Raw genomic sequence first — 22,152 nt, 5'->3', positions numbered from 1 at the left:
GCGGTAGGCCCCGGTGGGAGCGGGTGCGGTCGCTCAATCGCCGGGAGGCCGCATGGGCGGCCACTCTTCGCTGCTCTCCTGCCGGAACAGCCTCCCGGACACATGGAGGGCCTGTTCCGGCAGCCACCCCTCGCAATAGTCCGGGTCGTCACGGAACGCCAGCGCCAGGCGCCGGACATGCAGGCAGGGCCACTGCTCCACGTCGATGCGGAAGAAGCTTGTGAACAGCGAGCCCGGTTCGATGCGCGAGCACGCGACGCAGCCCGTGGACATCACCATCCTCGACGCGAAAGCCGCGTCAAGGCGTCGGTGGAGTTGCGGAGTTGAGCCATTGGCCGCCCAGGGTATCCGGGACGTTCGCGGGAAGAGTCCGGTAACCGTCCCCCTGTCGGCGCCGCCCCATAGGCTTTCGCCATGAGCGACGACACGCGTGTGATACGGATCAGGCCGGGCAGCCCGGCCGACGCACCAGCCGTGTTGGACATGCTCGACTCCGCCGTGGTCTGGATGAACGATCGCGGCAATACCGAGCAGTGGGGCACGACACCGTATTCGAAGAAGCCCGGTGGTGCGGAGCGGGTCGAGCGGTACATGACCGAAGGCGCCCCACACATAGCGGAGTTGGGCGGAGCACCGGTCGGGGCCATGGTGCTGGACTCCGGGCCCAGTCCCCAGATGCCGATCGCCCCGGCCGGGGAACCCGAGCGGTATGTACGGCTGTTGGTCTCCGACCGACGGCACGCCGGTCTCGGCATCGGGGCGACGCTGCTGGCCCATGCCGTGCGGGAGACCCGGCGGGCAGGCGTCGACCTGCTGCGGGTCGACTGCTGGGCGGGCGGCGGCGGCGAACTCGTCGCGTTCTACGAGCGCAACGGCTTCGTTCCCACCGATCCTTTCCTGTTCGGGACCTGGCCGGGACAAGTGCTGGCCCGACGGGTCGGCGCGCATCGCTGACCGGGAGAGACACCGGAATCCACGTCAAAGGCCGGGCCCGCCCGGCGTTGACGGGCGCTCACGTCCGGGCGCATCGGCGCCCACCAGCAGCATGACCCCTGCGGGACACGCACCACGTCACCCATCGGACGCGACCGATCCAGTTCGCTCCCGATCCCGTCCCGCAGTACGTCATGCTGCGGCCCCAGCCTGAAGCCCTCGTCGGTCCACCGGTCGCCCGGATACAGCCACACAGGCTTGCCCACCAGATCGGCCGGCTCCCACCCGAACGCGGCCAGACGTGGGCATGCAAGTGAGCTCACGCCCGCGCGGGACCGCGGCTGCTTCTCAGGTGGCGCTGAGGGCCTGAGTCGGCGTCAGCCGGGAGGCCCGTACCGACGGGTAGGCGCCGGCGATCATGCCGATCAGGACCGCGCCCAGCAGGCCCGCGGCGAGGGCCGCAGGCGGGATGACCGTCGGCCAGCCCTGGTAAGCGCAGTAGGCGAAGCTCGCCGCGACCCCGATCAGCGTGCCCGCCGCGCCACCGATGCCGGACAGCACGGCCGACTCGGTGAGGAACTGGGCGCGGATCTGGCCGCGGTTGGCGCCGAGGGCCCGGCGCAGGCCGATCTCGCGGCGGCGCTCCAGGATGGAGATGTACATGGTGTTGGCCACGCCTATACCGCCGACCAGCAGGGCGACGGCCGCGAGGCCGAGGAAGAGCGCGGAGAAGGTGGTCCGGGTCGCCTGCTTGGCGGCGAGCACCGACGAGGGGTTGCTGACCCGGACGACGCCCGGCAGCCGCGGGTTGACGGTGGCGGGCAGGACGGCGTGCACCGCGTCGATCTCGTCGTCCGGGGCCTTGACGTAGATCACGGTGGGGCTGCGGTGGAAACCGAGCTCGGTCGCCGCGATGTCCCAGCCGACCAGCACCGACGTGTCGAGGTCCGGATGCAGCGGCACCGGCTTGAGGATGCCCGCCACGCTGAACCACGTCTTCCCGACGAAGATCAGCGGCGGTGTCCGGCCGGTCAGGACCTCGGGGAAGCCGAGCCGATTGGCTGCCGTCGCACCGAGGACGGCCACCGGGAACCGCTCCGTCGCCGCGGTGAGGAACGTGCCGGACGCCATGCTGCCGTTGACGGCGGGCAGCAGGTTGAGCTGGGTGGCGAGTGTGGTCAGCCCGGTGGCGTAGGTGGCCGGGATCTTGTCGGAGCGTTCGACGGGCAGATTGAGGTTGGCCACCGCGCTGGCGATGGTGACCGGGCCGATCCGGGAGACCATCGCCACCGACTCCGGCGGCAGGACCACGGCGGGTTTCGCGTTCGGGTCGTAGCTGACCTGGAGCATGTTGGTCCCCAGCGCGGTGAGCTGGTTGAAGAGGGATCGCTGGCTGGACGCCGGGATGCTGGTCACGACGATGAGCGTGGCGATGCCGATGGATATACCCAGCGCGGACAGCGCGGCGCGCAGCTTGCGGGTGCGGATGCCGAGAAGGCCGAGCCCGAGCAGGTCGAAGGGCGCCAATCGGACCGGCGCCGTGCGCAGGGGCGGCCGTGCGGCCCGCGCGGGAGCGGGCCCGGCCCCCGTACGAGCGGGTGGACCCGCGGCTGAATCCGAGTCAGAACCGAGGCCGGGACCGGAACCATGGCGGGGCGGCTGTCGGCGGGCCGCGTCGGGACCGCTCATACCGGCTCCCCCTGCCGGATGTCGGCGACCAGGCGGCCGTCGAGGATTTGGAGCCGGCGAGGCAGCCGGGCGGCGATGCCCAGGTCGTGTGTGATGACGGCGATGGTCGTGCCTTCCTCGTTGAGCCGGCCCAGCAGGTCCAGGACCGCCGACCCGTTGGCCGTGTCCAGCGCGCCGGTCGGTTCGTCGGCCAGCACCAGCGCGGGATCGTTGACCAGCGCCCTGGCGATGGCGACGCGCTGCTTCTCGCCGCCCGAGAGCTGGTGCGGCAGATGCGCGGTCCGCCGGGCCAGGCCGACCCGCGCCAGGGCCTCCAGTGCCAGCCGCCGCCGGTTGCGCCGGGGGACCCCCGCGTACAACAGGCCGGTGGCGACGTTCTCGGCGGCGCTGAGCCCCTCGGTGAGGTGGAACTGCTGGAAGACGAAACCGAGCCACCGCCCGCGCAGCGCCGACAGGCGCCGGTCGGAGAGCAGCGCCGCGTCCTGCCCGGCGATCTCCACCACGCCGCTGGTGGGACGGTCCAGGGTGCCCATGATGTTGAGGAGCGTGGACTTGCCGGAGCCGGAGGGACCGACGATGCCCAGCAGTTCGCCTTCCTCGATGGTCAGCGAGACCCGGTCGAGGGCGAGAACGCCGCCGGGGTAGGCCATGCTGGCGCCGCGTACGGCCAGGACCGGGTTCACGCGGCCGTCACCACCCGGGTGCCGGCGGTGATACCCGTCCCGGTGATCTCGACGAGACCCTTGGCGAACATCCCGAGGCGCACCGCGACCAGGGTGCCGCTCCTCAGCTGCACCGCGTAACCGCCGCCGCTGAGCGCCAGCAGCGCGCCGACCGGCACCGCCAGCACCCCCTTCTCGACCTTGCCGGTGAACTCGACCTGCACGGGGGCGGAGTCCAGGTTCCGTACGTCGGCCGGCCGGTCCAGCGCCACCGAGACGTTCTGCTGGGGCGCGTTGCCGGAGTCGTCACCCGAGCCGCCGCCCGCCGAACCCTGCTCCTGGACGGTGGCGCTGACCGTGGCGACGTGGCCGGGCGTGGTGGAGCTGTCCGGCAGGGTGACGACGACACGGTCGTTCTCCTTGATGCTGCTCACGGCGTCCGGGTCGGCGGGCACGGTGACGGTCTTGTCGGCCAGGGTGACGGACATCAGCGGCTCGGCGGCGGGGTCCCCGAGGGCCGCCTGCACTCCGCTGACCCGGACCCTGCCGGGCAGCACCACCACGTCACCCGGGCTGAGGGTGCCGGTGGCCGGAATGCCGAACGTCCGCTGAAAGCGCTTCAGCGCCGCCATGAGGGACGAGGTGAGCACACCGTCCCCGCGCCGCACGACGACCGTCGTCGGCGAAGCCGGGGGCGCCGCGGGCGGGCCGTCGCCGGGCGGGGCCGTCGTACCGGCGGTCGCGGATGCCGGCCCGGAGCCCGAGCCGGCGCCGGGAGCCGAGCTCGCACCCGATCCGGAGCCGGAGCCGTGGCCCGGTCCTGAGCCGTCCGTGCCGGAGGTCGCGGACCCGCTGCCCGCCGCGGGCGCGTCGGCCTGCCGGATCGTGCTGCCGACGGACGGCTGCGCGCCGATGTCGTAGCCGAGCGCCTTCAAGTTCGCCGCGACCATCGCCACGTCCCGGCCCACCAGCCCCCGCCGGTCCAGCGGCCGGAACAGCGGGGTGCTGCCGTAGAAGAGCATGACGGGGTGGTCGTCCACCCGCAGCAGCGGACGGCCGCGGGACACGTTCTCCCCCTGCGCGGGGAGCTGGGTCACCGTGCCGGTGCCCGCGCCCTTGACCGTCACCGGTTTTCCGAAGCCCAGCGTCCCGCTGAGGCTCTGCGAGCTGGACAGGTCGGTACGCACCACGGCGACGGTCTGCACCGGCGTCGACGCCGTCCCCCGGCCGGGGGACCTGCTGTCGTGGTGCATGACGACCGCCCCCACGGCCGCCGCCGCGACGGCTGCCGCCACCCCGAGGCTGACGAGCGCCCGCCCGCCCGGCCGCCGGGACGGCGCGGCCGACTCCTCGTCCCCGCGGCCGTCGTCGCCCGGCGGTCCGCCCCCGTCCCCGGCCCCGGCCCCGAGCAGATCACCGCCGGGCGACGCACCGCCGCCGCCCGCCCGGTGTCTGGGGCTCTTGCTGTCGGCCATGACCCGGCCCCTCTGTTTCATCATCGGTCGCACACGTACTTTCCGAGCTCCTGTTCACCACGGCCGCTGCCCGGCCCGGTCGGCGGCGGCCGTCACGGCACCGCCCCGCGCACCCGCTCCCGTTTCCCTACGGGTACACGTGCGAGTACACCTGGATGTGGCAGGCCCGCTCCGCCGCCATGGCCTTCTCGCCCTGCTCCTGGGTGCGGGGCGCCCGCACGTAGGTCCAGCTCAAGCCGCCCTCGTAGGCTCTGACCGTCTCGTAGCCCTTGCGGTTGATGCAGTTCACCTCGTCCCGCACGTAGTCCCTGGCGTGCGGGTTGTCCGGGTCCTCGCTGGTCGGCATGAGCGGCTCCTTCGACTCGCAGGCGATGATCGCGGCCCGCGGGGCACCGTCCTTCACGCCGATTGCCTGGATTCCGCCCTGCTCCTTGCCCGCACCCCCGGTCTCGCGGGTGGCACCGTGCTGGATCAGGCAGGACGCGTAGGCGTTGGTGAGGCGCATCTGGGTCGCGGGGGAGTCGTCGAGCCGTATCTGGGGACGACCGGAGGCGGTGTTGGACGGGTCGGGTGCCGGTGCCGCCGGGTTTTCGCCCGCCGCTGACGTCGAGGACCCCGACGACGGCACCGAGCCCGGTGCGGGCGGCGAGGTGGCGGCGAGCGATGCCACACCGCTGCCGCGGGCACCCTCGGAGGAGTGGGAACCGCCGCACGCGGTCAGGGAGGCCAGCGCGGTGACCGCGGCCAGACCGGCGGCGGTCAATGCCGCGTGACGGGACAGGCTGCGGCGGCGGAAGGGCGTGGCTGGGGTCGTGATCGGCATGACCACATCGTGGACAAGGGGTGTGGGCACCTGGTCAGAGACTTGTCAGAATTCTGTTTTTCGTATTTCCGGTCTCTTCGGATCGCACCTGTACGGCTCTACAGTCGTCGCATGAGCGCACGTGTCCTGGTCGCGGAGGACGACGAGACGCACGCCGAACTCCTCCAGCGGTATCTGGAGCATGAGGGCCACGGCGTGGTCGTCGCCCGCGACGGCCGTGAAGCCCTCGACCAGGCCCGCAGATTCCGGCCCGACCTGCTCATCCTCGACGTGATGATGCCCGAGGTGGACGGCATGGACGTGTGCCGGATCCTGCGCCGGGAGTGCGACGTGCCGATGCTGATGCTGACCGCGCGGACGGACGAGGAGGATCTGCTGCTCGGCCTCGGCCTGGGCGCCGACGACTACGTCACCAAGCCGTACAGCCCGCGGGAGTTGATGGCCCGGGTACGCACGCTCCTGCTCCGCTCCCAGCGGTCCGGCGGGTGGTCGCGGCTCACCCTGCACGTGGGCGGCCTCACCGTCGATCCGGCCCGGCACCAGGTGTGGATCGACTCCGATGTCGTGGACTGCACACGCGGCGAGTTCGAGATCCTGGCGGCGATGGCCGCGAAGCCCGACCGGGTCTTCACCCGCGCCCAACTGCTGCGGGAGGTCTCCGGCACGGACGCGTACACCTCCGAGCGCACCATCGACATGCACGTCATGAACCTGCGCCGGAAGACCGAGGCCGATCCGCGCCGCCCGGCGCGCCTGGTCACCGTCTTCGGGGTGGGCTACAAGTTGACGGACGGTGCGAACGGCCGGGACCGCACGGATCGCGGCCACCGTGCCCCGTAGCGACCGCCGCACCCGTAGGAGCCGTACCCGTAGCAGACGCGGCGTCCCGTTGCGCAAGAGCCTGATGGTGCGGCTGCTCGCCACCTCCGTGCTGATCGCGGTCTGCTCCATCGCCGCGACCGCCTGGCTGGCCGCGACGACCACGTCCCACGCGCTGCGGCAGGAGCAGGGGCAGGTACTGGCCCGGGACGCCCAGGTCTACGACGCGCTGCTCGGCTACGCGGCCACCCACCGCAGCTGGGACGCGGTGGCCCCCGACGTGGCGTCGCTGGCCAAGCGCACCGGGCGCCGTATCGTCCTGACCACCCCGCAGCGCCGGACGCTGGCCGACTCCGCGGCGGCCGACCACGCCGCACTGCCCGCCGCGGTGTCCGCGGTCGTCAACCCGCTCGCGGTGGACTCCTCACTGACCGGTGGCACCGGCGCCACCCCGATCGACCCGCGGGCTGTCGGCCCCTATCGCCTCACCGCCGCGGAGCGGACGGCACTCGCGGCCTCGGCGCGGAGCATCACCGGGTGCCTGCTCAAACTGGGCGAGCCGTCGCAGATCAGCTACGCCCCCAGCGGCCGGCCCCGGGTCACCACCGAGTCCCTCACCGCCGCCGCCCCCGTGATCCCCGACGTGTGCGGCGGCCAGAGCAGGATCCTGACCCGCCCCACCCCGACCGAGGCCGCCGCCCTCCACCGACTGGAGGGCCTGGTCAACCCGTGTCTGCGCCGCCAGGGAATGTCGCCCATCCGGATCGGTCTCGACTACATCGGCCCGCAGTCGATCGAGACGCTCTACGCGCCCATGGACGCAGGCCGGATCACCGAGGGCTGTGTCGAGGACGGGCGCCGCGAACAGCTCGCTCCCTACGTGGCGCCCAGTGCCCTGCTCTTCGTCACCGGCGTTCCGGGCGCCGACACCACCGGCTTCGCCCTGACCGGTGCGAACGCCGTCCGCATCGTCGAGGTCGCCGCCCTGGTGCTCACGGTCACCGTCGCCGCCGCTGTGCTGATGTCGACCCGGCTGATCAGGCCGCTGCGCACCCTGACCGAGGCCGCCCAGCGGCCCGACCAGGCGCGCAACCGGGTCCCGGTCTCCACCGACGACGAGATCGGCTCGCTCGCGGTCGCCTTCAACGACCTGTCCGCGCGCCGCGAACGCCTGGAGGACCAGCGCAAGGCGATGGTCCGGGACGTCGCCCATGAGCTGCGCACCCCGCTGAGCAACATCAGGGGCTGGCTGGAGGCGGTCGAGGACGGCGTGGCGGTCGCCGACCGGCCCCTGACCTCGCGGCTGCTGCGTGAGGCGCTGCTGCTCCAGCACATCATCGACGACCTGCGTGACGTGGCCGCCGACGACGCGCACACCTTCCGGCTGCACACCCAGCGGGTCCGGGCCGCGGAGGTCGTGGAGTGGGTCTGCGCCGCCCACCGTGACGCCGCCCGCACCGCGCGGGTCGCGCTGACCTGGTCCGCGGAAGGCGATCCGGAGCTGACTGCCGACGCGCTGCGGCTGCGGCAGGCCGTCGGAAACCTGCTGTCCAACGCGGTCCGGCACACCCCGCCGGGCGGCAGCGTCGAGGTCCGGACGTTCGTTCGGGACCGGTCGGTGCTGATCGAGGTCGCCGACACCGGCAGCGGCATCAGCGATGAGGAGCTGCCGCACGTCTTCGACCTCTTCTGGCGGTCGGAGAAGTCCCGCAGTCGGCTGACGGGCGGCAGCGGCCTCGGCCTTGCGATCGTTCGCCAGTTGACTGAGGCGCACGGCGGCCGGGTCACGGTGTCCAGCACTTTGGGCGCGGGGTCGCTCTTCACCCTCCACCTGCCGTCCGCCGCCGCACCGCCTCTGCGGCGCGACCCCGCCGGGGCGGCGAAGGACCGCCGGGAGCGCTGAGCTCGACACCTCAGGTGAACACGACGGCCTCGCCGCCCAGGATCACGCCGGGCGCCAGCGCCGTTCCGGCCGCTTTGAGGTCGGGCCAGGATGTGGTGCTGTCCCGGCCGGAGCGAGAGACGTCTCGCTGCTCCGTCACCCCAGGTATCACCCGTCGGCGCCAAGGGCGGCCAGGGCGGCCTCGTAGGCGTGCAGGGCGGTGATGACCGCGGCGCGGTCCGCGGGATCGAGACCGCGCATGACGCGTTCCCGGGCAGAGGCGCTGCCAGAGAGCCATTCGCCGATCGGTGCGGCGTAGGCGGGGGCGATGGCGACGACGCGGCGGCGGCCGATCCGCCGGTCGACGTGGGCACGAATTGGGAAGCGGATGCGCGAGGACGCGAACCGCGTCCTGATCGCTGTCGGATCGGTGGCGCGGGTGCCCGAGAAGCTGACGCTCCACGGGCTCCGCGACTGGTACGCCGTCGTGTCCGATCAAGAACAACGAGAAACGTGAAGACCGTTCAGGTGCGACTCGGCCACAGCAAGCCGTCGATCACGCTCGACGAGTACACAGGCTTGTGGCCGGTGGGCGACGACACCACGGCGGCTGTCATGGAGTCGGTTCTGGAAACGCTGCCCCTTCGGGAGCGATGCGCCCCCGATGTGCCCTCAGGGTCCGCCAGAGGAAGCCCACCAGCAGCACGGCCAGCAGAAACAGCAGGGTGAACCACTGGAAGTACCAGTGGCCGCCGGAGGGGTCGTAGACGGTGGCGCGGGGCCAGGCGAGGTTGACGGTCATGGCGAGGCCGTAGAGGAGGGCGAGGGCGTTGACGGGGAGGCCCCAACGGCCCAGGGAGAACAGGGGGTTGCCGGATGGGTCGGTGGCCGGGGGGAGGGGGGAGCGCAGGCGGCGCAGGAGTTGGGGGCCTGTGACCATCGCGTAGGCGAGGTAGAGCATGACGATGCAGGTGGTGCCGATGGCGAGAAAGGCGTCGGGGGAGCCGAAGTTGAGCAGCAGGAGCGCCGCGGCGAGGACGCCGACGACGAGGGCGGGGGCGGCGGGCTGGCCGGTGCGGGGGGAGACGCGGGCGAGGGGCCCGGAGAAGGGCAGTGCCCGGTCGCGGGCCATCGAGAAGAGCATCCGGGTGGCCGACGTCTGGATGGCGAGGGTCGCCACGGTGACGGCCACCGCGACGTCACAGAGCAGCGCGCGCCCGACCCCGTCGCCCAGCCGGCTGGTGAGCACGTAGGACAGGCCCTCGGTGCCGAGCCGCCCGTCGGTGAGGCTGGGCGCGGCCAGCAGGGCGGCGAGGACGAGGAGCGTGGCCAGGGCGCCGGCCGCGGCGAGCGCGGACAGGATCGTACGGGGCGCGACGCGCTGCGGATCGCGGGTCTCCTCGCTCATCTCGCCCGCGCTGTCGAAGCCGATCATCACGTACGCGGCGGCGATCGAGCTGACGAGCAGCGCCGACGAGCCGCCCCCGCCGTGCACGGTCACCGACGGCGTGCGGTCGGCGTGCGTGAAGAGCAGCGTGACGATGAGCACGGCGCCGATGATCTCGGCGGTCACGCCGATCCGGTTGACCAGCGACATCACCGTGTTGTCGAGGAGGTTGACGACGGTGGTCAGGACGAGCAGCGCGATCCCGAGCAGCGCCGCGTTGGCCGCGCCGTCCGACGAGACCGGTGACGTATCGGTCCCGATGAGCTGGAAGCCGGACCAGACGGCGGGCAGGACGACCTGGAGGGCGAGCGCGGCGGCGGCCACCACCACGACCTGGCCGATGACCATGATCCAGCCCGCGTACCAGCCGAAGACGGCGTTGCTCAGCCGGGTCGACCACTGGTAGACGGCGCCGGAGATCGGGTAGCGGGCGGCGAGTTCGGCGAAGCAGGCGGCGACGAGGAGTTGGCCGATCAGGACGGCGGGCCAGGTCCAGAAGAAGCGCGGGCCGCCGAAGGAGTAGCCGAAGGCGAAGAACTGGAAGACGGTGGTCAGCACCGAGATGAAGGAGAAACCGGCGGCGAAGGACGCGTACCGGCCGAGGCTGCGGTGCAGTTCCTGGCGGTAGCCGAAGCCCGCGAGCCCCGCGGTGTCGGTGCCCGCGGTGTCGGCTGCGGTGCCGTGGTCCGGCGGGTCTGAGCGGACCTCGGAAGGTGCGGTGGCGGTCATGGGCCTGGCCCCCTGTCACGAATTCCTGTCGGGCGACAGAAATTAGGGACCCGGTGTTTCGCCGGAATGACACGGCCGTGTCGCGCGCGGGCCGAAGTCCTCACCCCGCCTCGCGCGCGGGCGCCTCACCGTGCGGGAGCACCGACGGCCTGCGGAGAAGCACGGCTTCGTGGAGGTCGCGGGCGTCCAGCGGCAGGGCAACCGGCCGGAGCGCACGCTCTACGGGCTCACCGCCGAGGGCCGCACCGAGATGCACGACTGGCTCGCCGACATGGTGGCCGTGCCCGCCAGGGAGTACCCCGCCTTCGAGTCCGCGCTGTCGCTGATCATGGCGCTGCACCCGGACGAGGTGGCGGAACTGCTCGCCGAGCGGGCCAACACGCTGGAAGTGCACAGCGCGGCCCTGCGCGGCGTCCTGGACAAGCTGGACGGTGAACTGCCCCGGATCTTCGTGGTGGAGACCGAATTCCAGGCCCACATGGTCGCGAGAGCATCATCGGCATCAACACGTTCCTGCTGCTGCCGCTGACCTTCCTGTCCTCCGCCTTCATGGCGCCCGGCCTGATGCCGTCCTGGATGCGGCACATCGCCGACGTCAACCCGGTCAACTGGGCTCTGGTCGCGGGCCGTTCCGCGATGTCCGCCGACCCCGGCCGGGGCGACGTCCTCAGCCGCGGCGGCGGCCTGCTCGCCCTGGCCCTGGTCGCGGTGCGGCTGTCGACCCGCACCTTCCGCTCGTACCAGAAGTCGGTCCAGCCCTCCGGCCCGAGCGGCATCAACGGTCCGAGCGGCATCAACGGCCCGAGTGGCGAAGGCGGCTCCCGGCGGCAGCGGTTCGCCCCGCGCGGCGGACGGCCCGCCCCCGGTCACCCACTCGGGCCGAACGGGCGGCGGGCCGCCGCCGCGCGTGTCCACGGCCGGGAGACGTTCCATCCACGGCTGGGGGACGTTCCATCCACGGCCGGGCGGGCAACGGGTCGGCCCGGCTCCCCGTCCGTCAGGGACGCCCGCCGCGCGCTCACGCCCGCCGCGCGCTCACGCCCGCCGCGCGCTCAGCGCCCGGCGCCGCTCTCCTGCTCGCGCTCCACCTGCTCGTTCCACTCCCGCTTGGACGCCTGCCAGCCGTCCTCGTCGGCGCCGCGGCGCCAGTAGCCGGAGATCGACAGGCGCTCGCGGGGGATCGAGCGGTCGAGGCGGAGGTGGCGGCGGAGGTCCTTGACGAAACCGGCCTCGCCGTGGACGAAGACCTGGACGTCACCCGGCGGGAACTCCAGGCCGGTGACGGCCTCGACCAGCGCCTCGCCGACCGGCCGGGCACCGCGGTGCAGCCAGACGAGCTCGGCGTCGCCCGAGGTGGCCAGCTTCTGCTCCTCCGCCGGGCCCTCGACCTCCACGAAGACCTTCGCCCGTGCCCCCGGCGGCAGTTGCTCGACCGCCGCGGCGACGGCGGGCAGCGCGCTCTCGTCGCCCGCGAGCAGGTGCCAGTCGGCGGCGGGGTCGGGCGCGTAGGCACCGCCAGGGCCCATGAAGTAGATGCCGTCGCCCGGCCGGACACCGGCCGCCCAGGGCCCGGCCAGCCCTTCGTCGCCGTGGTGGACGAAGTCGATCGTCATCTCGGGCGCGACCGGGTCCCAGGCGCGCACGGTGTACGTACGGGTGGTCGGCCACTGCTCGCGCGGCAGGTCGCGGCGGACGGCCTCCATGTCCAGCGGCTCGGGGTACGTGACCCCGGGAGGCGCGAAGACCAGCTTGACGTAATGGTCGGTGTAGTCGCCCACGGGAAGCCCGGCGAGCCCGTCGCCGCCGAGCACCACCCGGATCATGTGCGGGGTGACGCGCTCGGAACGGATCACGCGGGCGTGGTTCAGCCGCGGGGCCCGGCGCGCGGGGCGCTCGACGGCGGCGGGTGCCGCCCGCTCCTCGGCCCGCGGGTCCTGCGTCGCCGCGCCCGTCTGCTGGTCCGTCGCCCGTCCCACCGGTCGGTCTGCCATGGGCGTGCTCCGCTCTCTCGGTGCTGTGCCGTACTGCGTGGTTCGCGCTGCGCCCGGACTGTTCCCCCAGGCTTAGTTAGGTAAGCCTAACTGATTACGGGCCAGGTGTCGGCGACCCCGCTCGTATGACTCCAGCACCCCGCTCCGGCACCTCTTCGGTGCAGCCCCCGGCCCCGCCCCCTACCCGGCTTCACTACTTGAAGCCTGTGTTTCCTCTTGACGCCACTCGCGTGTCCTCGCTTCCATACGGTTACGAATGGGAGCGCTCCCACCGGGCTTCCGCCGTCCACCCCCACCACGAACTGAAGCGTTCCGTCCCCCCACCGAGAGGAATCGCCACCGTGGTCCCCTTTCCGGGCTCGCTGAGCCCCCTGAGAAAAACGAACAGGCTGCGGGTCTTTCTGGCCGCCGCCGTCGCGGCGGCGCTGCTCGCGCTGCTCTCCCTCGCCGGACAGACGCACGCCACGGCCGCGGGCGCGCCCGCGGCTCCGGCGGCGGCCGAGGCCGCCACCGGCTACTGGCACACCAGCGGACGCCAGATCCTGGACTCCACGGGCAAGTCGGTCCGCATCGCGGGCGTCAACTGGTTCGGCTTCGAGACCAGCAACTACGTGGCCCACGGCATCTGGTCGCGCGACTACAAGAGCATGATCGACCAGATGAAGCAGCTCGGCTACAACACGATCCGACTGCCGTACAGCGACGACATCTTCAAGGGCACGATGCCCTCCAGCATCAACTACTCCGGCGGCATGAACGCCGATCTCCAGGGCCTCAACTCCCTAGGCGTGATGGACAAGATCGTCAACTACGCCGGTTCCATAGGGCTGCGGGTCATCCTTGACCGGCACCGTCCGGACTCCGGCGGCCAGTCCGCGCTCTGGTACACCGCCGCCGTCCCCGAGTCGACCTGGATCACCAACCTCAAGGCGATGGCGACCCGTTACCTGAACAACCCGGCGGTCGTCGGCATCGACCTGCACAACGAGCCGCACGACCCGGCCTGTTGGGGCTGCGGCGACACCACGATCGACTGGCGTCTGGCGGCCGAGCGCGGCGGCAACGCCGTCCTCGGCGTCAACCCCAATCTGCTGATCTTCGTGGAGGGCGTCCAGACCTTCAACGGGACGTCCGGCTGGTGGGGCGGCAACCTGATGGGCGCGGGGCAGTACCCGGTCGAGCTGAACGTGGCGAACCGGGTGGTCTACTCGGCGCACGACTACGCGACCAGCGTCGCCCAGCAGCCGTGGTTCAGCGACCCGAGCTTCCCGGCGAACATGTCGGCGATCTGGGACAAGTACTGGGGCTATCTGTTCAAGCAGAACATCGCCCCGGTCTGGGTCGGCGAGTTCGGCACCACCCTCCAGTCGACCGTCGACCAGACCTGGCTGCGGACGCTGGTGGACTACCTGCGGCCGACCAGCACCTACGGCGGCGACAGCTTCAGTTGGACCTTCTGGTCGTGGAATCCCAACTCTGGTGACACCGGCGGCATCCTCAACGACGACTGGACGACGGTGAACACCGTCAAGGACGGCTACCTGGCCAGCATCAAGGCGCCCGGCTTCGGCGACTCGGGCGGCACGACCGGCGGCACCACCAACGGCGGTACGTCGTCGGGCACGTCGAGCGGCACGTCCTCCGGCACCTCGTCCGGTACCTCGTCGGGCACCTCCTCCGGTACGACCACCGGTACGACGACCGGTACGTCGACCGGCACGACCTCCGGCTCCACCGGCGGTCCGACCGGCGGCAGTTCCGGCTGCACGGCCACCTGGCACACCGACAACCAGTGGAGCGGCGGCTTCACCGCCACCGTGACCGTGGCCAACTCCGGTACGGCCGCGACCAAGAGCTGGAAGGTCACCTGGACGTGGCCGGGCGGGCAGCAGGAGACCAGCGGCTGGAACGCGGACATCCACCAGACCGGAGCGGCGGTGACCGCGGGCAGCCTCGCCTACAACGCCGCGCTCGCCCCGGCCGCCACGACCACCTTCGGCCTCCAGGGCACCTCCAGCGGCACCCTCGGCGCACCCGCGCTGACCTGCACCGCCACCTGACGCACCACTGATGTGCCGGCGCTCCCCGCGGGGCGCCACCGACCGGCGGGTCCCGTCCAGGGGCCCGCCGGTCCCCGTTGTGCGCGGGGCCGGCGCGGCCCGCCCCGGCCTTGATGCGACGCGGAATTGACCCCGTGCAGACCCCTAGGCATACCGACCAGTCGGTACTAGCCTCTGGCCACACCTTCGGGGCCCGCCGCACCGCACCCCCGAGGGACCGCAGCAGTGCCGTCCCCGTGCCACTCCACCCGGTCTCCAAGCATCTCCAGGAGGAGCCGTATGTCCGCCACCCCGACGCCGCTCGACGCCGACAGACCCGGGCCCGACGCCCGGTCCGCAGGCGCCCGTACCGCGCTCAGTCGGCTCTACCGCCGTGACCTGGCCGAATATCCGGCCACCGGGCGTCGTATGGCGTATCTGGCGATCGTGGTGATCACCACGGTCGTGCTGTACTACATGCTCTACATCCAGTACGCGGTCGCCACGTCGATCATCACGCACTTCGACATGACCTACCGCTACTTCGTGTGGGTCTCGGTGATCGGCAACGCGGTAGGCGCCTTCGCCTCGCTGGTGGCCGGGCTCGCCGACCGCTGGGGGCGGGCGAATCTGGTGGTCTACGGGCTGCTCGTCGCGTCGCTGCTGGTCTTCCTCGGACTGCCGAACGCGGGCGGCAAGACCACGTATCTGGTGCTGTTCGCGCTGGTCAGCTTTATCGAGGGCATCGTGCTCGTGGCCACGCCCGCGCTGATCCGCGACTTCTCGCCGCAGGTCGGGCGGGCCACCGCGATGGGCGCCTGGACGATGGGGCCGGTGATCGGCAGCCTCGTCGTCACCACCGTCACCAGCAACACCCTGGACACGTCGAGCTGGCAGGACGAGCTGCGCTACTCCGGCGTCTCCGGTCTGGTGGTCTTCGTGATCGCGATCTTCGCGCTGCGCGAGCTGTCCCCCGGACTGCGCGACCAGATCATGGTGACGCTGCGGGACCGGGCGCTGGTCGAGGCGCGTGCCAAGGGCATCGACCCGCAGGCCGCGAGGCGCGGCGAGTGGCGGCAGATGCTCCGGCTCGACGTGGCGGGCTCCGCGCTGGCGATCTCGCTCTTCCTGCTGCTGTACTTCGCGGCCGTCGGCAACTTCGTCGTCTACTTCGCGACCACCTACGGCTACACCGAGCAGCGGGCCAACGCGGTCGCGAACTGGTACTGGGCGGCGAACGCCATCGCCCTGGTGGTGATCGGCGTGATCTCCGACCGGCTCAAGGTGCGCAAGCCGTTCATGATCGTGGGCGCGGTCGGTTCCATCGTGGTGACCGCGATCTTCGCCTCCCGCGCCACCCACCCCACCACCGGCTACTACACCTTCGCGTGGCTGTTCATCGGGATCGGCGTCTTCAGCGGCATCGCCTACGGGCCGTGGATGGCGAGCTTCACCGAGACCGTCGAGAAGCACAATCCGGCGGCCACCGCGACGGGCCTGGCGGTGTGGGGCTGGACGATCAGGATCGTGGTCGCGGTCTCGGCCGCCTTCATCCCGGTGCTGGTCACCTCCGTCACCCCGCTGGTCGACCACGGGCCCGAGGTCACCGTCGCGCAGCGGCAGGCGGCGCCCGCGCTCGCCGTCGTCAACGCCCATCCCCAACTCTTCGCGGAACTGGGCAAGTACCCGCCGGGCAAGGCGCCCGCGGCCCTCACCCAGCAGGCGGTCCAGGAGGTCGGCCCCGCCGACCTCGCCGTGGTCCAGAAGGCGCAGCCGCAGTTGGCGGTGCTCACCACGTACGGCGCCAAGGTGCAGAAGGCCGCGCACGACGGCCCCGGCCAGTGGCGTACCTGGTGGTGGATCTGTGTCGGCGGCCAGGTCCTCTTCCTGCCGTTCGTGTTCGTGATGGCCGGTCGCTGGAGTCCCAAGCGGGCCAAGCAGGACGCCGATGAGCACCAGGCGGCGGTGGACCGCGAAATGGCGGCGCTCGCGGCGGAACCCGCCTGAGGCACACGGCACACCCGCGAAATCGCCCGCCGTGCCCAAGAAATGACACAGCGTCAGTCATGCGGGGGTAATGGCCCGGTCATGGGCCCGTCAGGTGCCTCGGCGCCCGGCGGGCCCATGAATGATGTGCGACGGCCATGGCGCGCCTGTGTGAATCGCCGGTCACGGCGGCCCGTGAGGGCTACAGTCCCGATCATGAGCGAACGTCCGTTTGAGGCTCTGGGGTTGAGTGCCGACGCGGACCGGGCCTACCCGTTGCTGGTGGCCACGCGGGGAGTGGCCGATGCGGAACTGGCTCGGCAGATGGGGGTGTCGAGGGCGCGGGCGGAGGAAGCCTGCGGGGAGTTGGCCGGGCGCGGCCTGGCGAAGCTCGGGCGCGACGGGCGCTGGTATCCGGTGCCGCCGCAGAGCACGCTGCTGCCGCTGGTGTCCCGCGCCCAGGAGCAGTTGCGGCGCGGCCGGGAACTGCTCGACCGGCTGGGCGTGGAGTACCAGCGGGTGCACGAGGGCCACCGGGCGGAGGAGATCGTCCGGGTGGTCGAGGGCCAGGCCGCCATCGGCCGCTGGGCGGAACAGCTCCACGCCTCGGCCGTCTCGGAGTTGATGGCCTTCGTCCGTACCGACAAGGACACGGCGGACGACACCGTCCCCGACCCGCTGGCCTGCGGCTCGGCCGCCGTGCCGGGGATACGCCGCCGGGTGGTCTTCGAGCGGGCGGGCCTGGAGTCGATGGGCCTGGACCCGCTGGCCGCGCTCGACCCGCCGGGCACCCGGCAGCAGGCGTTCGTCCGGGTCACCGACCGGCTGCCGGTGCGGCTGTGCGTCGCCGACCACTCCCTGGCGCTGCTGCCGCTGCCCGCCGACGCGCGGCCACCGGACCCGGTGATGCTGGTGATCCGGCCGAGTGGACTGCTCGACGCGCTGGTCACGCTCTTCGAGTCGGTGTGGGCGGACGCGGTGCCGCTCGGCCGCCCCGACGCCGGACCCTCGCCGGCCCGCGCCGACGCGGGACCGGCCCGCAGCGCCGTCCAACTGCGCATCCTGGCCATGCTGGTGAGCGGCAGCACGGACGCGGCGATGGCCCGCGCCCTGGGTGTCGCGGTGCGGACCGTGCAGCGGCACATCGCGGCGATGCAGCGGGACGCCGGAGTCGACAACCGTATACGGCTGGTCTGGCACGCGGCCCGGCACGGCTGGCTGGACGACGGATACGGACGCGGTGAGGTTGTGCCGTCTGGTTGACGTGAACGCGACGTGCAGTTCCGGTGTGGGTGATGTCAGGTATCCGACAATCACTTCGGGTTCCAGTGGTGCGTGTGAGGCACAGGTATACGCCAGCGGTTCGATCGGACCGCAACCGGCCACGACCTCGTCATGGCACGGTCCCCTCCGGCATCACGGAGTCCCGCCTTGCGCATATTTCCCAGACGGAGCGGAGGTCGGCGCGCCGCTACCGCGGTAGCCGCCCTCGCGTCGGCCACCATCGCCCTGCTCGGCCTTCAACTGCCCGCCGCGGCAACGGCGTCCGCCGCACCCTCCTCCCGGCCCGACGTCGTACGGCAGTGCGGCGACGCCCAGCCGGGTCAATTCCGCTGCTTCGCGCTGCGCCGCACCGACGTGGCCGCGCACAAGGGCATCCAGCCGCTCGCCGCCACCCCGGCCGGCTTCGGTGCCACTGACCTCCAGGACGCGTACAACCTGCCCGCCGACGGCGGCGCGGGCCAGACCATCGCCATCGTCGACGCCTACGACGACCCCACCGCCGAGGCGGACCTGGCGATCTACCGGGCGCAGTACGGCCTGCCCGAGTGCACCACCGCCAACGGCTGCTTCAAGAAGGTCAGCCAGCGCGGCGGCACCGACTACCCGTCACCCGACCCCGACTGGGCGGGCGAGATCTCGCTCGACGTCGACATGGTCTCGGCAGCCGCCCCCAACGCCCACATCCTGCTCGTCGAGGCCGACTCGGCGAACTTCGCGGACCTGGGCGCCGCGGTGGACGAGGCGGTCGCGCTCGGCGCGAAGTACGTCTCCAACTCCTACGGGACCGGCTACAGCAGCACGCCCGGCAGCGGCGAGGACCCGTCCGAGACCACGGACATGGACCCGTACTACAACCACCCGGGTGTCGCGGTGGTCGCCTCCTCCGGCGACGACGGCTTCGGCGTCAGCTACCCGGCGGCCTCGCAGTACGTGACCTCCGTCGGCGGCACCGCGCTCGCCAAGGACACCGGCACCAGCCGCGGTTGGACCGAGTCCGTGTGGAACAACACCTACGGCGGCCCCGGTTCGGGATGCTCGCTCTACGAGCCCAAGCCGGCCTTCCAGACCAACGGCTTCTGTGACAAGCGGTCCGTCGCCGACGTCTCCGCGGTCGCCGACCCGGTCACCGGCGTCTCCGTCTACCAGGGCTACGGCGGCAACGGCTGGGCGGTCTACGGCGGCACCAGCGCCTCCTCCCCGCTGATCGCGGGCGTGTACGCGTCGGCCGGCACCCCGGCCGCGGGCACGTACCCGAACTCCTACCCGTACGCGCAGGCCGGCGCCCTCAACGACGTCACCGCGGGCAACAACGGCACCTGCTCGCCCACCCAGCAGTGCACCGCGGGCCCCGGCTACGACGGCCCGACCGGCCTCGGCACCCCGAACGGCCTGGCGGCCTTCCGCAGCGGCCCGCACGGCGTGCTCACCGGCAAGGTCACCGACCACGCCACCGGGGCGGCCATCGCGGGCGCCAAGGTGACCGCGGGCGACTACAGCGCCACCTCCGACGCGACCGGCGGCTACAAGCTGGACGTCCCGCCGGGCAGTTACGACCTGACCGCCGCCGCCTACGGCTACGCGAGCAAGACCGCGTCCGCCGTCGAACTGGCCGACGGCGCCACCGTCACCACCTCCTTCGCCCTGGACGCGGTGGCCAAGCAGACCGTCGCGGGCAAGGTCACCGACGGCTCGGGCCACGGCTGGCCGCTGTACGCGAAGATCACCGTCGACGGTGTCCCCGGCGCGCCGGTCTACACCGACCCCGTCACCGGTGACTACTCGCTGACGCTCCCTCAGGGAAGCGCGTACACCCTGCACGTCAGCGCCAACTACCCCGGCTACAAGACGGTCGACAAGAGCCTCCAGATCGGCACCGCCGACCAGACGCTCAACGTCCCCGTGCCCGTCGACCCGTCGTCCGACCAGGCGCCCGGCTACGCGGTGCACCTGACCGGCAGCAGCGAGGCGTTCACCTCCACCACCGGACCCCCGGCGGGCTGGTCGGTGACCAACGCGGACAGCACCAACGGCGGTTGGGTCTTCAACGACCCGGGCGCCCGCGGCAACAGGACCGGCGGCAGCGGCGGTTTCGCCAACATCGACAGTGACAACATCGGCCAGGGTCTCAGCCAGGACAGCTCGCTGCTGTCCCCGTCCTACGACCTCACCGACGTCGCCGCCCCGGTGCTCGGCTTCGACACCGACTACAAGGCGTTCAGCAACTCCACCGCCGACGTGGACGTCTCGACCGACGCCGGCACCACCTGGACCACCGTCTGGCACAAGACGACCACCTCGGTGGCCGGTCCCACGCACGTCGAACTCCCGCTGGCCGACTACGCGGGCAAGAGCGACGTACGGCTGCGCTTCCACTACAAGGGCAACTGGGCCTACTGGTGGCAGCTCGACAACGTTTTCGTCGGCAAGCGGACCTACGACCCGGTCAGCGGCGGCCTGATCGTCGGCAATGTGACCGACAGCAACACCAAGGCGGGCGTCAACGGCGCCACCGTCACCAGCACCGACGCACCCGACGACCACACCACCACCAACGCCACGCCCGATGACCCGAACCTGGGCGACGGCTTCTTCTGGATGTTCTCGCACCTCACCGGCAAGCACCCGATCACGGCCACCGCGTCGAAGTACACCTCGGCGACCGCGACCGTGAACGTCCCCAGGGACGGCGTCGGTTCGCACAACCTCGCCCTCAAGGCGGGCCAGATCAAGGTCACCCCGGCGAGCATCAGCAAGACCGTCGCCTGGGGCAAGAGCGCGAGCCAGGTCGTGACGGTGAAGAACACCGGTAACGCCCCGGCCACCGTCACCCTCGGCGAGACGCCGGGCGGAGTCGTCCTCCAGAAGGCCGGCGGCGCCCCGCTCAACCTCGTCAAGGGCCACTACTCGCCGCTGTCGCTCACCACGCACGGCGCGAGCGCCAAGAAGGGCGCGCTGTCGCCCGGCGGCAAGGCCACCACCGACGCCGCCGCCAACGCGCAGGGCGCGGCGGGCGACGCCTGGCAGACCATCCCCGACCTGCCCGTACCCACCGGTGACAACGCGGTGGCCGTGCACGACGGGACCGTCTACTCGGCGTTCGGCTTCACCGGCGTGGCCGACACCAGCGACCTGTACGCGTACAGCGCGGACAGCGGCGCCTGGACCAAGCTCGCCTCCGCCGCCGACACCCGTGAGGCCCCGGTCCACGGCGTGATCGGCGACAAGTTCTACGCGGCCGGCGGCTGGGGCGCCAGCGGCAACCCGGACGCCAAGCTGGAAATCTACGACATCGCCTCCAACACCTGGAGCACCGGAGCCAATTCGCCCAAGCCGTACGCGGGCGCGGGCAGCGCGGTGCTCAACGGCAAGCTGTACTCGGTCGGCGGCTGCACCGCCACCGCGTGCGGCACCGCCGACGTCACCTCCTACGACCCGGCGACCAACACGTGGGCCAGCGCCGCCGCCTACCCGGAGCCCATCGCCTGGGAGTCCTGCGGCGCGGTCACCGGCAAGCTCTATTGCTCCGGTGGCACCACGGACGCGGGCAGCACCACTCACGCGTACGTCTACGACCCCGCCGCCGACTCCTGGTCGCCGATCGCGGACCAGCCGACCGACGCGTGGGGCGCCACGTACACCTCGGCCAACGGCGTGCTGCTGGTCAAGGGCGGTGCCATCAACGCGGGCGCCGCGCTGACCAACCAGACGTGGGCCTACCAGCCCACCGACAACACCTGGACGGCGCTGCCCAACGCCAACGCCTCGCTCTACCGCGGCAGCGGCGGCGCCGGCTTCTACTCGGTCGGCGGCCTGGCGGGCCAGACCCCGGCCAAGAACGCGGAAGTGCTCCCCGGCTACGACCAGCCCGACGTCACCGACGTCACCTGGCTGTCGGAGAGCGCCACGTCCGTCACCGTCGCACCCGGCGCCAGCACCACGCTGACCGTCACCCTGGACGCGTCCGTCCCCGAGATCACCCAGCCGGGGACGTACTCGGCCTCGATCGGCCTGGCCAGTGACACGCCGTACAGCATCGCCCCGATCCCCGTGTCGCTGACCGTCAAGCCGCCCGCCACCTGGGGCAAGATCACCGGCACCGTCAGCGGCGGCGGATCGCCGCTGGCCGGGGCCACCGTCCAGATCAACACCTGGGCGACGCACTACACGCTGAAGACCGCCCCGGACGGCACGTACGCCCTGTGGCTGGACGTCCGCAACAACCCGCTCCAGCTCATCGTGGCCAAGGACGGCTGGCAGCCGACCGTGGCCACCGTGAAGATCACGAAGGGAGCGACCGTCACCAGCAACTTCACCTTGCTGAAGGACTGATCGGGACTCCTTCGCAGCAGCGCGCCCCTGTCGCCGGTTCCCACCGGCGGCGGGGGCGCCGCCG

General features: G+C 71.9%; 17 protein-coding genes and 2 pseudogenes. 10 read left to right on the top strand and 9 right to left on the bottom strand.

The genetic code is table 11. The annotated features are described in order from the left end of the window. Positions 1-33 precede the first annotated feature (33 nt). Positions 34-279: a hypothetical protein gene (locus ACFY9V_RS11920; RefSeq protein WP_391161029.1), complete on the bottom strand. Its 246-nt coding sequence runs from the start codon at positions 277-279 to the stop codon at positions 34-36. 135 nt (positions 280-414) lie between these two features. Between ACFY9V_RS11920 and ACFY9V_RS11915 the strand changes: the two genes are divergently transcribed. Further along, positions 415-954, top strand: a complete 540-nt coding sequence (locus ACFY9V_RS11915; protein WP_391046269.1) for a GNAT family N-acetyltransferase — start codon at positions 415-417, stop codon at positions 952-954. 128 nt (positions 955-1,082) lie between these two features. Here ACFY9V_RS11915 and ACFY9V_RS11910 read toward each other — a convergent pair. The 5 genes and pseudogenes from ACFY9V_RS11910 to ACFY9V_RS11890 all read right to left on the bottom strand — a co-directional run. After that, positions 1,083-1,246: pseudogene (locus ACFY9V_RS11910) on the bottom strand (diadenosine tetraphosphate hydrolase); the annotation flags it as partial. A 35-nt stretch (positions 1,247-1,281) separates the two neighbouring features. Beyond that, complete coding sequence (locus ACFY9V_RS11905) at positions 1,282-2,460, bottom strand: ABC transporter permease (RefSeq protein WP_355332948.1); 1,179 nt, start codon at positions 2,458-2,460, stop codon at positions 1,282-1,284. 158 nt (positions 2,461-2,618) lie between these two features. Beyond that, entirely contained in the window at positions 2,619-3,305 is a 687-nt protein-coding gene (locus ACFY9V_RS11900) for an ATP-binding cassette domain-containing protein (RefSeq protein ID WP_391161026.1), read from the bottom strand. Next, a complete protein-coding gene (locus ACFY9V_RS11895; RefSeq protein WP_391161024.1) occupies positions 3,302-4,759 on the bottom strand; it encodes a peptidoglycan-binding protein in 1,458 nt (485 codons plus the stop codon). The genes ACFY9V_RS11900 and ACFY9V_RS11895 overlap by 4 nt, the downstream gene beginning before the upstream one ends. Positions 4,760-4,886: 127 nt before the next feature. Next, positions 4,887-5,582, bottom strand: a complete 696-nt coding sequence (locus ACFY9V_RS11890; protein WP_391161022.1) for a hypothetical protein — start codon at positions 5,580-5,582, stop codon at positions 4,887-4,889. A 111-nt stretch (positions 5,583-5,693) separates the two neighbouring features. On the opposite strand from ACFY9V_RS11890, the gene ACFY9V_RS11885 reads away from it, so the two are divergent. Both ACFY9V_RS11885 and ACFY9V_RS11880 read left to right on the top strand, forming a co-directional pair. Further along, positions 5,694-6,422 carry a response regulator transcription factor gene (locus ACFY9V_RS11885; RefSeq protein WP_355332939.1) on the top strand — a complete coding sequence of 243 codons (729 nt, stop codon included), beginning with the start codon at positions 5,694-5,696 and terminating at the stop codon, positions 6,420-6,422. Between the two features lie 49 nt (positions 6,423-6,471). Further along, on the top strand, positions 6,472-8,304 hold the full coding sequence (locus ACFY9V_RS11880; protein ID WP_391161020.1) for an ATP-binding protein: 1,833 nt from the start codon (positions 6,472-6,474) through the stop codon (positions 8,302-8,304). 10 nt (positions 8,305-8,314) lie between these two features. Here the strand turns inward: ACFY9V_RS11880 and ACFY9V_RS11875 are convergent, their stop codons facing one another. Further along, positions 8,315-8,443: a hypothetical protein gene (locus ACFY9V_RS11875; protein ID WP_391046284.1), complete on the bottom strand. Its 129-nt coding sequence runs from the start codon at positions 8,441-8,443 to the stop codon at positions 8,315-8,317. A gap of 168 nt (positions 8,444-8,611) precedes the next feature. Here ACFY9V_RS11875 and ACFY9V_RS11870 point away from each other — a divergent pair, with 168 nt between their 5' ends. Next, positions 8,612-8,800 carry a hypothetical protein gene (locus ACFY9V_RS11870; RefSeq protein ID WP_391161018.1) on the top strand — a complete coding sequence of 63 codons (189 nt, stop codon included), beginning with the start codon at positions 8,612-8,614 and terminating at the stop codon, positions 8,798-8,800. 96 nt (positions 8,801-8,896) lie between these two features. Here ACFY9V_RS11870 and ACFY9V_RS11865 read toward each other — a convergent pair whose 3' ends face one another. After that, positions 8,897-10,459, bottom strand: a complete 1,563-nt coding sequence (locus ACFY9V_RS11865) for an amino acid permease (protein WP_391161016.1) — start codon at positions 10,457-10,459, stop codon at positions 8,897-8,899. Positions 10,460-10,589: 130 nt separating this feature from the next. On the opposite strand from ACFY9V_RS11865, the gene ACFY9V_RS11860 reads away from it, so the two are divergent. Further along, positions 10,590-10,988 carry a hypothetical protein gene (locus tag ACFY9V_RS11860; RefSeq protein WP_391161014.1) on the top strand — a complete coding sequence of 133 codons (399 nt, stop codon included), beginning with the start codon at positions 10,590-10,592 and terminating at the stop codon, positions 10,986-10,988. After that, positions 10,943-11,212, top strand: a pseudogene (locus ACFY9V_RS11855) (ABC transporter permease); the annotation flags it as partial. The gene ACFY9V_RS11860 and the pseudogene ACFY9V_RS11855, both read left to right, overlap by 46 nt. 299 nt (positions 11,213-11,511) lie before the next feature. Here ACFY9V_RS11855 and ACFY9V_RS11850 read toward each other — a convergent pair. Continuing rightward, a complete protein-coding gene (locus ACFY9V_RS11850; RefSeq protein WP_391161013.1) occupies positions 11,512-12,450 on the bottom strand; it encodes an SIP domain-containing protein in 939 nt (312 codons plus the stop codon). A 401-nt stretch (positions 12,451-12,851) separates the two neighbouring features. Here ACFY9V_RS11850 and ACFY9V_RS11845 point away from each other — a divergent pair, with 401 nt between their 5' ends. The 4 genes from ACFY9V_RS11845 (at position 12,852) to ACFY9V_RS11830 (ending at position 22,088) form a co-directional block, all read left to right on the top strand. After that, entirely contained in the window at positions 12,852-14,510 is a 1,659-nt protein-coding gene (locus ACFY9V_RS11845; RefSeq protein ID WP_391161385.1) for a cellulase family glycosylhydrolase, read from the top strand. A 279-nt stretch (positions 14,511-14,789) separates the two neighbouring features. Beyond that, positions 14,790-16,496 (top strand): MFS transporter, encoded by a 1,707-nt coding sequence (locus ACFY9V_RS11840; RefSeq protein ID WP_391161011.1) that lies wholly within the window; start codon positions 14,790-14,792, stop codon positions 16,494-16,496. Positions 16,497-16,691: 195 nt separating this feature from the next. Further along, positions 16,692-17,738 (top strand): LuxR C-terminal-related transcriptional regulator, encoded by a 1,047-nt coding sequence (locus tag ACFY9V_RS11835; RefSeq protein WP_391161009.1) that lies wholly within the window; start codon positions 16,692-16,694, stop codon positions 17,736-17,738. A gap of 168 nt (positions 17,739-17,906) precedes the next feature. Beyond that, a complete protein-coding gene (locus ACFY9V_RS11830) occupies positions 17,907-22,088 on the top strand; it encodes a carboxypeptidase regulatory-like domain-containing protein (protein WP_391161008.1) in 4,182 nt (1,393 codons plus the stop codon). Positions 22,089-22,152: the final 64 nt, after the last annotated feature.

Origin of the sequence: Streptomyces sp. NPDC008317 (assembly GCF_042955955.1) — a bacterium.
Lineage (GTDB): Bacteria > Actinomycetota > Actinomycetes > Streptomycetales > Streptomycetaceae > Actinacidiphila.
The sequence above is the reverse complement of the archived record's forward strand: the minus strand, read 5'-3'. Positions and strand labels throughout refer to the sequence as shown.

What these genes read in the sequence shown, in the direction of transcription:
- ACFY9V_RS11895 (WP_391161024.1), bottom strand. Translation starts at nt 4,759, where the DNA reads ATGGCCGACAGCAAGAGCCCCAGACACCGGGCGGGCGGCGGCGGTGCG.
- ACFY9V_RS11850 (WP_391161013.1), bottom strand. Translation starts at nt 12,450, where the DNA reads ATGGCAGACCGACCGGTGGGACGGGCGACGGACCAGCAGACGGGCGCG.
- ACFY9V_RS11920 (WP_391161029.1), bottom strand. Translation starts at nt 279, where the DNA reads ATGGTGATGTCCACGGGCTGCGTCGCGTGCTCGCGCATCGAACCGGGC.
- ACFY9V_RS11870 (WP_391161018.1), top strand. Translation starts at nt 8,612, where the DNA reads ATGGCGACGACGCGGCGGCGGCCGATCCGCCGGTCGACGTGGGCACGA.
- ACFY9V_RS11835 (WP_391161009.1), top strand. Translation starts at nt 16,692, where the DNA reads ATGAGCGAACGTCCGTTTGAGGCTCTGGGGTTGAGTGCCGACGCGGAC.
- ACFY9V_RS11890 (WP_391161022.1), bottom strand. Translation starts at nt 5,582, where the DNA reads ATGCCGATCACGACCCCAGCCACGCCCTTCCGCCGCCGCAGCCTGTCC.
- ACFY9V_RS11915 (WP_391046269.1), top strand. Translation starts at nt 415, where the DNA reads ATGAGCGACGACACGCGTGTGATACGGATCAGGCCGGGCAGCCCGGCC.
- ACFY9V_RS11885 (WP_355332939.1), top strand. Translation starts at nt 5,694, where the DNA reads ATGAGCGCACGTGTCCTGGTCGCGGAGGACGACGAGACGCACGCCGAA.
- ACFY9V_RS11865 (WP_391161016.1), bottom strand. Translation starts at nt 10,459, where the DNA reads ATGACCGCCACCGCACCTTCCGAGGTCCGCTCAGACCCGCCGGACCAC.
- ACFY9V_RS11840 (WP_391161011.1), top strand. Translation starts at nt 14,790, where the DNA reads ATGTCCGCCACCCCGACGCCGCTCGACGCCGACAGACCCGGGCCCGAC.